This window comes from Hippea jasoniae (assembly GCF_000744435.1).
Taxonomy (GTDB): domain Bacteria; phylum Campylobacterota_A; class Desulfurellia; order Desulfurellales; family Hippeaceae; genus Hippea; species Hippea jasoniae.
This window is the reverse complement of sequence record NZ_JQLX01000013.1, coordinates 1-13,005: the sequence shown is the minus strand read 5'-3', so window position 1 is coordinate 13,005 and position 13,005 is coordinate 1. Positions and strand designations below refer to the sequence as shown.

The window sequence follows — 13,005 nt, the reverse complement described above, 5'->3', positions numbered from 1 at the left end:
CTCCTAAAAAACCGGCTGAGCCTTTTTTACATCATCATCCACATATTTCTCAAATTTTTTAAAATTCTCAACAAATGCAATTGCCAATTTTTTTAGCTGTTTTAAGTATGCATCTTTATCTTTCCACTGTTTTTGAGGAGATAAAATATCGTTTGGAACATTGGGGCAGTAGCGCGGATATCGCAGCCCAAATACAGGCAAAATATCCCTTTCTATCCTATCAAGCCTGCCCTGTAATATCGCATTAATTATCGCCCGGGTGTACTCAATAGAAATCCTTTCTCCCTCACCGTAGCCGCCTTTTATGTATCCTGTGTTTACAAGCCAGCATTTTACGCCATGTTTTTTGATTTTTTCACCTAACAGTTTAGCATAAACATTGGGCTTCTGAGTCATAAAGGGCGAACCAAAGCAACAGGAAAATGTGGCTTTAGGTGATTTTACACCCTCCTCTGTGCCTGCTACCTTTGCCGTATAGCCACTCAAAAAATGATACATCGCCTGCGATGGATCCAGTTCAGAGACAGGCGGCAAAACACCAAAAGCATCGTATGTAAGCATAATAATGTTTTTCGGATGAGAGGCAAACGAACCCTCAACAATATTGGGTATATGGGTAATGGGATAGCTTGCCCGTGTATTTTCAGTAATAGAATTGTCGTCCAAATCAATCCGCCTTGAGATGGGGTCTATAACAACATTTTCAAGGATTGTGCCAAATTTCCTTGTTGTTTCATAAATCAGCGGCTCATCCTCTTTTGATAACCTTATTACCTTGGCATAACAACCACCCTCTATATTAAAAACCCCGTTATCACTCCAGCCATGCTCATCATCTCCTATTAGCAATCGATCCGGATCACTTGAGAGTGTTGTTTTACCCGTCCCAGATAAACCAAAGAACAAAGCAACATCACCATCTTTGCCCATATTGGCACTTGAATGTAATGTCAAAACACCTTTATGTGGCAGAAAATAGTTAACCATACTGAAAACGGCTTTTTTGATCTCACCAGCATATCCTGTTCCACCTATCAAAACCTCTTTCTTTTCCATATTTAAGATGACAAAAGCCTCCGAAGTTGTGCCATCTATGTTGGGGGATGCGTTAAATTCAGGCACAACAATCAGTTTAATCTCAGGCTCAAAACGGCTGAGTTTTTGCTCATCAAGCTCCCTTAAAAACATATTACGGGCAAACAGTGAATGCCACGCCCACCTGCTAATAACTCTCACAGGCATGCGATATTTGGGGTCAGCTATGGCATATCCATCCATCACATAAAGCTTTCTATTTTGAAGATAGGCAACCACACGGTCATAAAGAATCTCATACTTATCCTTTTCAAACGGTTTATTCTCATCAGACCACCATATAAAATCCTCTGACGGCTTTTGTTTTACTATAAACCTGTTTTGAGGGGATCTACCCGTGTATTTGCCGCTTCTTACAACAACCGGGCCAAGGTGGGCAACAAGACCCTCCTGATTTTTTACAATCTCCTCATAAAGAATGGGAGATGCAAGGTTTCTTTTGATACGCACATTAATAATACCCATCCGCTTCAGCTGGGCTTCAATCATATATGGCCTCCTTATTTTTTATAGATATTACTCAATAAACGGAAAATTTCAATTCTGTATAGGGTTTTTCGTTTACATACACAACGGCTTTATAATCGCCTTCAGGCCATTTGCTGTTTTGAGGAAGGTGAATTTCAAAATTTGTTTTACCCTCATTGGTGTATTTTTGAACCGTTAATTTCAGGGCTATCAAAAACATATCTTTATCTTCATTAACCTTATACCACCTCACAACAATAAATGTGCCTCTGGGTGCATTTTCCATTGTGCAGGTGAGGTTTATTCTGTTAATAGAGCTTAAAATTTTATCTGTATGAGATCCCTTTTGATAAATTCGGCAATCATGCAGCGAAAAATAACTATCAATGATAGTTTTTTTCTTTTTCTGTTTACTGTTCTGTGTAATCTCGATCCTGCCTTTTTTAAGCATTTTAAGCGCTTTTTCATAAATAAGCATTTTTTTCAGCAGATCAAAGTTTGTTTTATTAAAGATTCTTTCAATTTTGGGATTATCCGTATTGGATAGAACAAAAACATTTTGTGCAACCCTTTTAAAATGATCAGATTTGTCTAAATTATAGACTACAAGTTTAGCCTTTGTGAAAACAAGCACATGATCCTTCAAAACCACAATCCTATCAACAGCAAAATCGCGATACTCAATATTCAAGCTTTTAAACATCAAAAGATGCAGGTTTATCAACTGATGATAAAACCCATTATTTGAGTTTGAAAGCAGACCAGCTATGCTATTTATATCTTTATTCTGACAGGCATGGTAGTATTCCTCAACAACTCTTACAAACCTATCTTGATTGGCAAAAGACACAGAAACAAGCAGTATGACGATAAAAAAGCTACTCGCTATTTTTCTTATAAACCCTGACACCAACCTTTACCACCTTCGTTGTTTTATAGCCAAGCTCATCTTCAACCTCAACCTCAACAGGCAGAAAAATAATATCCCTGTATGCATAGGCAATATCTCTGTATTGACCAAATAGATCGTAGGTTGTTTTGGCATTTGCATAAACAGCTTTCAACACCTCAATCGGTATAGAACTTAATTCAACTGCATCTGCTACCTTTTTTAGTTTACCTAATCTGAGGTTCTTTATAATTCTAAACTGCTTCTCGCCCAACAATTTACTTGCCTTTGTTTCATTAAGCACACCACTTACAAAATCCACCATTCCAAGACTGTAATCCATAACATTAATCGCCGTTGGAACATCTGCCTTAATTGTGCCTTGAGCCATCGATTGAGTGGAAAGATAAATTGCCGGATAAGCTGTGCTTCTTCCGCCAAACTTCAGTGTTTTCTTCATAGCCTCGCTTTTGAGCATTATGCCTGCAACCTTACCTTCGCTGATTTTATCACCAAATAAACCCACAAGGCCGTAAAGCACATTGAGGTTTGTTGTAAAGTATGCATTTAACTCATCTGGAAGGTCATTTATATCGCTGCCAAATTTTGCAGGCTCATAGAAAAACTCAAAACTATCAGATTGAATCTTTTTATGAAAATGCACAGAGGATATATCATTTTCACCTTTTGACTTTATCCTGCCAACGGCTTTAATCGTTATCTCAAACTCTCTACTATCAGGGTCTTTTATATCTATTCTGCTGGATTTTTCCTGCCAGATACCTTCTTCAATACCACCCGGAATACGCAAACTAAATTCAGGGGCAGGATCAAGCAAGGTTAGCTCAACATTCCTGCAGACACCCGTTTCATGGATGCAAACATATAAATCAGCTTTAACTGGAAAATAATCAGTATGGTTTTGCTTTAGTTTTTTAATGTTTATGTCGCTAATATGGATATTTACAAAAGCCTCTCCTGCCTGATTTGTAACAACCTGTTTATATACGGGCATATACTTTTTATCACCAGACAGAATAATTTTTTTGCCATCTTTTGTTGTAAAGTTTTTTATCTCTTTCACATCTACACGGCTGTTTTTAATCGCTCCATTATCATCAAAGAGTGTAAGTTTTATTTTATAATCCCTGTTGTCTGGATAAAGAGGCGGGGTATCCAGCTTTACCTCAAACGACGATGCTTTTTTCTTTAGATGGAAACTCTGACTTACAAAGCTAACCTTTCCGCTATTGTTGATTGCTAAAGAAACTCTATAAAAACCCTTATCGTTGGTTAAAGCCTTCTGTGAATTTATCTTTACAATAGCGCCTTTTATCGGTTTTGAGCTATCTTTGTCAAATACCCTGCCGTAGATAACAAGCTTTGATGTATTGTCTACTCTAACAAAAAACTGACTGGACTGCTTCAAGTAGCCCTTTTTAAAAACAGTGATATCAAGCTTTACCTCTTTTGCTTTTTTAAATTTAAACCAACCTGTATTATAGACTTCAAAATCAACAACCTCACCTGTCCTCCTGCACAGCTTCAAAACTCTATAAGGTCCTTCAAATCTATTGATAATCTGATCCATCTTAAAAACCGGCAGCCTCAAACCAAAATCTATAGGAATATTAAACTCATAAGGACCCTTATCCTCCATACCAGCATGGTAATCGGAAGTGCCCGAAAACTCCTTTACCTTTCTGCCGTCAAGATAGTCAACAAATCCGCAGTCATGGGTTTCATCTTCAAGGCTGCAAATGTTTTTATCGTATAGTTTAGAAAAATCTATAGATGGATACATTGCAAGATTACCCTCTATTTTATACCCTTTCCAGTCAGGAATAATCCTGCCTTCGGTTACAAATTTAACGGTTCTTTTGACTGTTTTTATCGTAGATCCACACTTTAGCTTAAGCTCAACATCACAGTTAAAATGCCTGCTATAATTAAAGCTTTGAGAACGCATAATGGGTTTTTTATCAATTCCATTAAAATATGTTGGAACAGCCCATTCGCCGTTTGCTATAACCTCACCTTTAAAAATATAGATATCTTTTAAGCCATAAGGCACGGGCTTGCCGTTGTAAAGCGTTGGTTTATCGAGTAATTTTAAAGATCCATTTTCTATTTTATAGATGCCGCTATAATCGACTATAATGAGCCTACCATCAGAAGAAAGCTCAAGCTGCGGCGTTGATAATCCTTTAACTGATTCTATAAACTCTACACCGCCAAGGTTATCTGTTTCGTTATATTCTTTCAAAACATATTTAGAAAAAGCCTTCCCCAGCCAGTAATATTTATGCTCTTTTATATTATGAACTACAGCTTTATAAACGCTACCACTCTTTTTACAATAATTTGGTCGAGAAAAAACTTCACCAGTTTCTGAGAGGTTTTTAAAAATAACAATATTGTTTTGAGCATGAGAAATATCGTTTCTGTCAACATAAAAAAGAAACGGTTTATAGCCTTCAATTCCGAGGCTGAATAAAAATTTCCCACCCTTATTGAGAATTCCCTCTAATTTTTTATCCGCAAAGATAGAGACAGTTAGAGTGTATACAGAGCCCTCATCTTTCAGATTAACCTTTACATTTAATGTTTTATCGTAAATCTTTTTAAAATCTTTGAATATCTCAATTCTTGTCTTTAGCTTTTTCTTTTTAAGCCAGTTTGATTTATCGTAATACAAACCCTTAATAACCAGCTGCGTTTTGCCTCTTTTTGCTTTTTTGTTGTATTTAATATTATCAACGATTTTTCTTAAAAGGATTTCCCCATCGTAATACTGATCCATCATAACCCAGATTAGGTAATCTTTATATCGTGCATAATACTCACTCCAGCTGCCATCCTTTTTAAATCCATCATCCCCGACATTCAGATGGTATATATGTTGATGATTTCTACCAGCAACCTCCTGCACAATCTTTTTTCTTTTTTGCCACTCTTTGTCTATGTCGTTATATTTGCCAACTTCGATATACAAGATTCTGTGGTGGTTGTCGGTTAGCAAAACAGCAGAGCCCGTAAAATCGGGTTTAACAATATTTGTGTATGATGGATAAAAATCGTTTTTTGAAATATGAAATTTGCTTTTGTATATTGTTGAGATTTCCTTTGTTGACGGTATAAAAGAAGCAGTATCTATAGCATAAGAAGCTTTCGAACAATATATGGAAAACATTAGTATAAAAGTAAGGCCGTATAATACTTTTAAAACAATTCTGTTCATTGTCTTATGTTATCAATTAAGTAATTATTTTTCAATATTTAAAATTAATATGTCAAAAAATTTAACAAACGCTATTGACTTTTTGGCTATCTTTGGGTATATATTCTGCGGGTGCCGAGATAGCTCAGTCGGTAGAGCAAGGGACTGAAAATCCCTGTGTCCGTGGTTCGATTCCACGTCTCGGCACCATTTTTTGTTGATTTGAGGCCAATCTCAAGGAGACAATAAAACTCTTAATTAATAAAATTTATTGATTAAGCCCCTTAAAATGCCGACGAAGTTACACAATGGTTACACCCTAAATCGTCAAAAATTCCTATTTTAACCTACCATCAGCAACACTAACCACCTGGTGAGGTTACACTATGATTACATAAAATAATTCCTTCTTATCCCACCCAACAAAACTACTCATCAGTCTATTTAAATTGACTAACCTATAAAACTGTGATAGTTAGGTTTTAATGATTCAGCTAAGAAAACTGCTGTTTGTCATCATAATATCGCTTTTTGTTATAAATGCTCATGCAGATACCTCCCTAAACAACATCCTTAACAAAATAAACAAAAATTCACTGGATTACTCGTATGCAAAAATCCTGGTTTATAAAATAAATCAACTCAAACCCGCTAAAATTACATGTAACTGCAATATAAAAAATCAAAATCAAGCAGCAGAAAAGTTTTTACTGATAGTTGGGCTTCAAAAGCAAATATATAATCTAAACAACAAAATAATTGAGCTCACTGATAAAATCAATGTACTTGAAAACACTCCAATAGCAAAGCTACAGAAAATTTACTACACACAATACCTCAAAATCTTGACAAAACAAAAAACCGACCTGATAAACAACATACCTGAATGGGAAAAAACCCTCTACAATCAGCTAAAAAACATAAATTTTAATTTAGAAACAGCCCTGCATGGTATTTCTGAGTGGAATAAAAAACTTTTCGAAATAAACAAAAAAATCGAAAAACTCAAAATTGACCTACAAAAATGGGAATTACTTGAAAACAAAAATATGATCGATCAGACACATGATTTAATTAATAAATACATAGAAACCAGAAAAGAGATAAACTTAAACCTTTTAAAAAATTCTCTGATTATATGGCTTGAAAAACTAAAAAACAAAGACAAGAGTGTATTTAAATATACCCAAACACTGTTAATCTACACTTCCGATCCGCTTTTTAAGGCGGCTTTTAGTAATGTCACCTCAGACTTTGAGAAATTAACATTCAAAAAAAGCTATTACCTATACAACTCATCTGAAGAAATTAAAAATGTAATAAGAAAAATATTTCACATTCTCAGCTTTCCGCTTTTTAGCGTAAACAAAAAGGAAATAACACCCTTTGATTTGATTATTTTTATACTCATTTTAATAACTGGGTGGTTAGTAGGAAAATACTACAAAAAAATAATACTATCCATAGGTAAAACATACGAGATTAATTTTTCCACTCTTACCCTTTTAACAAATACGGGTTATTATTTTATACTCACGCTCTCATTTCTAATAGCCCTAAAAGTCATCGGACTTGATTTAAGCTCTTTAGCCATTATTGCAGGTGCTTTATCTGTGGGTATAGGTTTTGGATTGCAAAACATTGTAAGCAACTTTGTAAGCGGCATTATTTTAATGTTTGAAAAAAGCATAAAGGTGGGAGATTATATTGAAATTGATAATGATACAAGAGGAGAAGTCATGGATATTTCAATGCGTTCAACAATTTTAAAAACCAACGATAACATAAATTTGATTATACCAAATCAAACATTTGTGCAGAACCAGGTTATAAACTGGACAATGACCGATGAATTGGTTAGATTCAGAGTGCCCTTTGGGGTAGCATATGCAACAGATATCGAAAAAATGGAAAAAATATTAATAGAAGCCCTCTTAAAATCCAATCTGCCTTTTGTTAAAAACAAAGATGAGGAAACATCCCCAAAAATCGTTTTTATAGAGATGGGAAACAGCAGCCTTAACTTTGAATTATTTGTGTGGGTAAAAGGTAAATATGCAAGAACTCCAAGAAGAACAAAATCACAATTTTTGAAATTTATTTACCTAACTCTTATAAATAACGGCTTCGAGATTCCATTTCCGCAAAACGATATACACTTCAGAAATGAACTTGAAGTAAAAATCAAAGAAGAAAAAGTGAAATAATAATCAGGGGTTGATGGTGTAAAAAAGTTTTCAAATTAATACATAGTGCAATCATTCTTGTATTACTTAAATAGTTAACAATATTAAATTTTATGATATAATTATCTACATGGGGAAGAAAAAAGATTCGAAAATAAGGGTTATTGATAACATACTTGCAATTGAAACTTGGTATGCAGATACTAAAACTTTAATTGCAATAAGACCAAAGCATCAGAATTATACTGACGACCTTCTAAATTTCTTCCGTTCAAAAATAGGACAGCTCATATTAGATTTTTTCAAGCATCGAAACACTCAAAATAACAGAGGCTTGAGAGAAAAAATATTTACCCCATGCAAAAAGCAAATTGTAATCTTAAACAATACTGGAGTAATAAAAAATTAAATCAGGAGCTCAGTATGAATAAAAAAGAACAAATAGTAAAGAGCGAAATTAAAACCATTTGCGATATAATGCGTAGAGATGACGGAACGAATGCAACAGTTGATTATATGGAGCAATTATCGTGGCTTTTGTTTTTAAGAATATTTGAAGATGTTGAAAATCAACAAAAAGAATTAGCTATTCTTGAAGGAGAAGAATATAAACCTATAATTGACAAAAAATTTAGATGGTCAAATTGGGCTAAAAATAGGGACTGGATAGGCAAACCTAAAGAATCATTAAAAAATTTTGTGGATGATGTTGATGAAGAATTTAAAAAATCATAAATCCCGAAAATACATTAATTCATTTTATTGATAATATACTTTTTCCATATTTGAAAAATCTTTCTGGAACACCTGAAAAAGAAAAAATATCAGAAATTTTTAAAGAGATATCTGGAAATAAAATAAAATCTGTTTTTAATCTTTTAGATGTTATTGAAAAAATAAATAAAATTAATTTTTCAGACTATGAAGATACACATATTTTATCTCAAGTATATGAAGAGCTTCTACTTGAAATGGGCTCAGAAGCAGGATGGGGAGGAGAATTTTATACTCCAAGACCTGTAATAAGGTTTATTATTAATGTAATAAAACCAAAAATAGGAGAAAAGATTCTTGACCCATTTGGAGGCTCTGCTGGATTTTTAGTAGAAGCATATAAATATATTATTGAACATAATAAAAATTTAACTGTTAAAGATACTGATATTTTAAAAAATAAAACATTATATGGACATGAAAAGAAACCTTTACCATTTTTGCTGGGAACAATGAATTTAATTCTGCATGGTATAACAAATCCCAATTATTATAGAAAAAATACTTTAATGGAAGATGTTCATAATATTCAAGATGATGAAAAATTTGATATTATTATTACAAATCCACCATTTGGAGGAAAAGAAAACAGACAGGTTCAAAATAACTTTCCTTATCCAATAGCATCTACAGAGGCTCTTGCACTTCAATATATAATGAGAAAACTTAAAAATGGTGGTAGGGTTGGAATGGTATTACCAGAAGGACAAATTATGTTTGGTAGTGGAAAATTTGAAGAGATAAGAAAAGAACTTTTAGAAAAATTTAATGTTTTTGCTATTATTTCACTTCCTCAGGGTGTTTTTTCCTCTATGGGAGCAGGAGTTAAAACAAATTTAGTGTTTTTTGAAAAAACAGGAGAGTCAACAAAAGAGATTTGGTATTATGACCTTGAAGGAAAATTTACAAAAACCCAAAAAATAAAAGATGAGCATTTTAAAGATGTATTAGAAAAGATAGAAAAAATAGAAATTTCAGAAAATAGCTGGGTAGTTTCTATTGATGAAATTATAAAAAGAGACTATGACTTAACTGCCAAAAATCCAAATAAAAAAGAAGAAATTGAGTATAAAGAGCCTAAAGAGATATTATTGGAGATAGAAAATTTAGATTATGAAATAGAAAAAATCTTAAAAGATATAAAAGCTATGGTTTAAGGGATTAAAAAAAATGAGTAAGACAAAAGCAAAAGCTGAAAATAAAGAAAGATTTGAAGAAATAAAAAATGTGCCTTATCCTTTGCCTGAAGGGTGGAAGTGGGTAAGGTTGGGTGAGATTATTAAATTTGGAATGGGAAAAACACCGAAAAGAAGTGAAAAAAAATATTGGGAAAATGGGAAATATTATTGGGTTTCTATCTCGGATATGCAGAATAAGTATATAAAAACTACTAAAGAAAAAGTTTCACAAAGGGCTTTTGATGAAATTTTTAGAGGTAAACTTATACCAAAAGGAACTTTATTGATGAGTTTCAAATTAACAATAGGTAGAACAGCTATATTGGATATTCCAGCTTTTCATAATGAAGCGATTATTCACATTTTCCTAGAAGAAAACATTTATAGAGATTATTTGTATTGGATACTGCCAACATTAGATTACTCAAAATATTTAAATACAGCAATAAAAGGAAAAACTTTAAACAAAGAAATTTTAAAAAATCTTTTAATCCCCCTCCCCTTCAAAAACAACCAACCCGACCTTGAAAAACAAAAACAAATAGTAGAAAAAATAGAAACCATTTTTAAAGAAATAGACAAAGCTATAACAATTCGGCAAAAAGCATTAGAAAAAACAAAAGAACTCTTTGAAAGTGTATTAAATAAAATCTTCAAAGAAGCAGAGGAAGATAAGGATAATTGGAAGTGGTTAAAGTTGGGGGAAATAGCAAAAAAAATAAAAGCAGGGGGAACACCTTCAACTAAAATCAAAGAATATTGGGCAAGTAATGGTTTTGTAGACTATAAAAATACTTATCCATGGTTGGACATAAACAAGAATGACTTTGAAAATATGTTTATATCCTCATATAGGAAAATTATCACAAGAGAAGGATTTGAAAATTCTAATACATGGTTGGTTCCTCCAAACTCTCTACTTATAACAATAGGAGGAAGTTTAGGGCTAGTTGGTATTAACAAAATTTCTATAACGACCAATCAGAACATATTAGCAGTTGTTTTAAAAGATAAAATTTATGTTAAATATGTTGCTTTCTACTTAAAGTTTAAATATCCTCTATGGCTAAAAAATATGGAGGGATATAAAAATTTGTCTAAAAGAGAGGAAATCAAAAGATTAATCCCAATCCCCATTAAAAACAATCAACCCGACCTTGAAAAACAAAAACAAATTGCAGCTTATTTAGATAATTTGCATAATAAAATAAAACAATTAGAAGAATTACAACAAATACAACTTGAAAAATTTAAACAGCTAAAAGAAAGCATTTTAAATAAAGCATTTAGAGGGGAGTTGGTATGAACTTCTATAAGGAGTTGTTAATTGAAAACGACTAAACAAGCATTAGAAGAATTTATAAAAGCGAAAGTAAATCTTGACCCAGAAGAAACAAAAAGGGCAAGAAATAGCAGAGATTGGTTAATAGAACAAATAAAAATCTACCTTCTAAATTTGATGATTTTCCGTTTTTATACAAAGAAAGACATATAAAATTTGGTTCTTTTGCAAGAAGAACAAAAATAAGACCTTTAGATGATATTGATTTAATTATTACTTTTTCAGCATCTGATGATGAAGGTAATAGAGCAACATATAGTTGTAATTCTTATAGTGGAACTTGTTATATTTTTGTCCCTGAAGAACATAAAACCTTAAGAAGATTCTGCGACGAAAATGGATATCTTAACTCAAGAAAAATATTAGAAAAATTAAAGTCCTATTTATCTGAAATACCACAGTATAGTCAAGCAGAAATACATAGAAGACAAGAAGCAGTTACATTAAAGCTATCCTTTTATCCATGGAATTTTGATATTGTTCCCGCTTTTTTTACAGTTAAGGAAGAAAACGGAAGAAATTATTATCTAATACCTGATGGAAATGGAAATTGGAAAAAAACAGATCCACGAATAGACCAAGAAAGAGTAACAAATATAAACCAAAAACAAAATGGTAAAGCTCTTGAATTCATAAGATTATTAAAACATTGGAAGAGAAAAAATTTAAATTCTATAAGCTCTTACCTATTTGAAAATATAGTATTAAATTTCTTAGAAGAAAAAAATTTGACAGATGATAACTTATTAGATTTATGTATGTTTTTTGATTATCTTCAATCTGCTATCTATAACCCAGTTTATGACCCTAAAGGAATTCAAGGGAATATTAATAATCTTGATTTTAAAACTAAATATAAAGTTTCTGAAAAAGCAAAAACAGATAAATTAAAAATTTATGAAGCAGATAGATTTGAAAAAGAACAAAAACATAAAAAAGCTATAAGCAATCTTAAAGAAGTTTTTGGAACGGAGTTTCCAGACTATGAGTGATAATATTAATTATGCTTTCCCAGAGCAGAATAATGAGGAATTTATAAAACTATTAAAAGCTCAAAGATACTATTATAAAGTAGCAAAAAGATGGCAGATGGGTAGATTTTTAATAAGTATATTGATTCCAATTCTTTTTGTAATTGCCAAATTGAAATTATTAAATGAATTTGAATATTACAGAGATTCTTTCGCATGGGTTAAATTACCATGGGTAGTGTCTATTTCCTTATTATGGGTGGCTTTAAGTTTTGTTTTTAAATATTTTGAAAAAAGGTATATTTCAATTGGAGCTGCAATTCAAGAAGAATTTGATACAAAACTTTTTGGCATAGAAAAAAATAAAATTTGCTTCTTTAAGGAGCCTACTCCAGAAGAAATAAGCAATGGAGAAAAAAAGTTCAAAGGAAATACAGAAAGTCTGAATAATTGGTATCCTGTTTCAAACTCTGGAAACAAATTTGGAAATATATTGTTAGCTCAGCGAACTAACTTAATATGGACAGAAAATTTAAAAAATAGATATAAATATCTATTTTTATTATTAATAGGATCAATCATTAGATATTGTATAAAAACCTTCGCAATTTTGTTGAATCTCCAAAAGAAAAGGATAGACTTCTCGGTAAGCTAAAAAAGGAAAGGAGAAGCCTATCCCATGAGGAAAGATAGCAGAATTTTTAAAGAATTACTAACAAAATTTGTGGCAGAAGAAGACCCTATACTGAGTATGTTGAAGTGGGTAATGGATCAATTGATGGAGATTGAATCAGAGCAGAAGGTTGGTGCAAAAAAGAACGAGCATAATAGTAACCGAAAGAGCTATTTTAGCGGTTATCGTCCAAGACGTTTTGATACCCG

The 13,005-nt window shown here is 32.3% G+C and carries 11 protein-coding genes and 1 tRNA gene; 9 read left to right on the top strand and 3 right to left on the bottom strand.

Translation table 11 applies throughout. The features are described from left to right. Positions 1–3: 3 nt before the first annotated feature. Genes pckA through EK17_RS04930 form a run of 3 tightly spaced genes read right to left on the bottom strand, consistent with a single transcriptional unit; the run spans position 4 to position 5,693 of the window. A complete protein-coding gene (gene pckA / locus EK17_RS04940; RefSeq protein WP_035588133.1) occupies positions 4–1,584 on the bottom strand; it encodes a phosphoenolpyruvate carboxykinase (ATP) in 1,581 nt (526 codons plus the stop codon). Between the two features lie 31 nt (positions 1,585–1,615). After that, positions 1,616–2,473 carry a hypothetical protein gene (locus EK17_RS04935; RefSeq protein WP_035588130.1) on the bottom strand — a complete coding sequence of 286 codons (858 nt, stop codon included), beginning with the start codon at positions 2,471–2,473 and terminating at the stop codon, positions 1,616–1,618. Next, positions 2,442–5,693, bottom strand: coding sequence for a hypothetical protein (locus EK17_RS04930; RefSeq protein ID WP_035588127.1), 3,252 nt, complete (start codon positions 5,691–5,693; stop codon positions 2,442–2,444). The genes EK17_RS04935 and EK17_RS04930 overlap by 32 nt, the downstream gene beginning before the upstream one ends. 113 nt (positions 5,694–5,806) lie before the next feature. Between EK17_RS04930 and EK17_RS04925 the strand changes: the two genes are divergently transcribed. The 9 genes from EK17_RS04925 to EK17_RS04890 form a co-directional block, all read left to right on the top strand. Next, a tRNA-Phe gene (locus tag EK17_RS04925) sits at positions 5,807–5,882 on the top strand. A gap of 275 nt (positions 5,883–6,157) precedes the next feature. Continuing rightward, positions 6,158–7,879, top strand: a complete 1,722-nt coding sequence (locus tag EK17_RS09020; RefSeq protein WP_051904439.1) for a mechanosensitive ion channel family protein — start codon at positions 6,158–6,160, stop codon at positions 7,877–7,879. Between the two features lie 109 nt (positions 7,880–7,988). Continuing rightward, positions 7,989–8,267, top strand: coding sequence for a hypothetical protein (locus tag EK17_RS04915; RefSeq protein WP_035588124.1), 279 nt, complete (start codon positions 7,989–7,991; stop codon positions 8,265–8,267). A 14-nt stretch (positions 8,268–8,281) separates the two neighbouring features. After that, positions 8,282–8,593 carry a type I restriction-modification system subunit M N-terminal domain-containing protein gene (locus EK17_RS09405; RefSeq protein WP_198018150.1) on the top strand — a complete coding sequence of 104 codons (312 nt, stop codon included), beginning with the start codon at positions 8,282–8,284 and terminating at the stop codon, positions 8,591–8,593. 50 nt (positions 8,594–8,643) lie between these two features. Next, a complete protein-coding gene (locus EK17_RS04910) occupies positions 8,644–9,789 on the top strand; it encodes an HsdM family class I SAM-dependent methyltransferase (protein WP_198018149.1) in 1,146 nt (381 codons plus the stop codon). Between the two features lie 13 nt (positions 9,790–9,802). Continuing rightward, positions 9,803–11,116, top strand: coding sequence for a restriction endonuclease subunit S (locus EK17_RS04905; RefSeq protein WP_035588121.1), 1,314 nt, complete (start codon positions 9,803–9,805; stop codon positions 11,114–11,116). Between the two features lie 113 nt (positions 11,117–11,229). Further along, on the top strand, positions 11,230–12,144 hold the full coding sequence (locus tag EK17_RS04900; protein WP_198018148.1) for a hypothetical protein: 915 nt from the start codon (positions 11,230–11,232) through the stop codon (positions 12,142–12,144). Beyond that, complete coding sequence (locus tag EK17_RS09015) at positions 12,137–12,778, top strand: S-4TM family putative pore-forming effector (protein WP_051904438.1); 642 nt, start codon at positions 12,137–12,139, stop codon at positions 12,776–12,778. Before EK17_RS04900 ends, EK17_RS09015 begins: the two co-directional genes overlap by 8 nt. Positions 12,779–12,802: 24 nt before the next feature. Next, on the top strand, positions 12,803–13,005 hold a 203-nt coding region (locus EK17_RS04890; protein WP_035588119.1), incomplete at its 3' end, for a transposase.

Coding starts and splice junctions, on each gene's coding strand:
- EK17_RS04905 (WP_035588121.1), top strand. CDS start 9,803: ATGAGTAAGACAAAAGCAAAAGCTGAAAATAAAGAAAGATTTGAAGAA.
- pckA (WP_035588133.1), bottom strand. CDS start 1,584: ATGATTGAAGCCCAGCTGAAGCGGATGGGTATTATTAATGTGCGTATC.
- EK17_RS04930 (WP_035588127.1), bottom strand. CDS start 5,693: ATGAACAGAATTGTTTTAAAAGTATTATACGGCCTTACTTTTATACTA.
- EK17_RS09020 (WP_051904439.1), top strand. CDS start 6,158: ATGATTCAGCTAAGAAAACTGCTGTTTGTCATCATAATATCGCTTTTT.
- EK17_RS04915 (WP_035588124.1), top strand. CDS start 7,989: ATGGGGAAGAAAAAAGATTCGAAAATAAGGGTTATTGATAACATACTT.
- EK17_RS09405 (WP_198018150.1), top strand. CDS start 8,282: ATGAATAAAAAAGAACAAATAGTAAAGAGCGAAATTAAAACCATTTGC.
- EK17_RS09015 (WP_051904438.1), top strand. CDS start 12,137: ATGAGTGATAATATTAATTATGCTTTCCCAGAGCAGAATAATGAGGAA.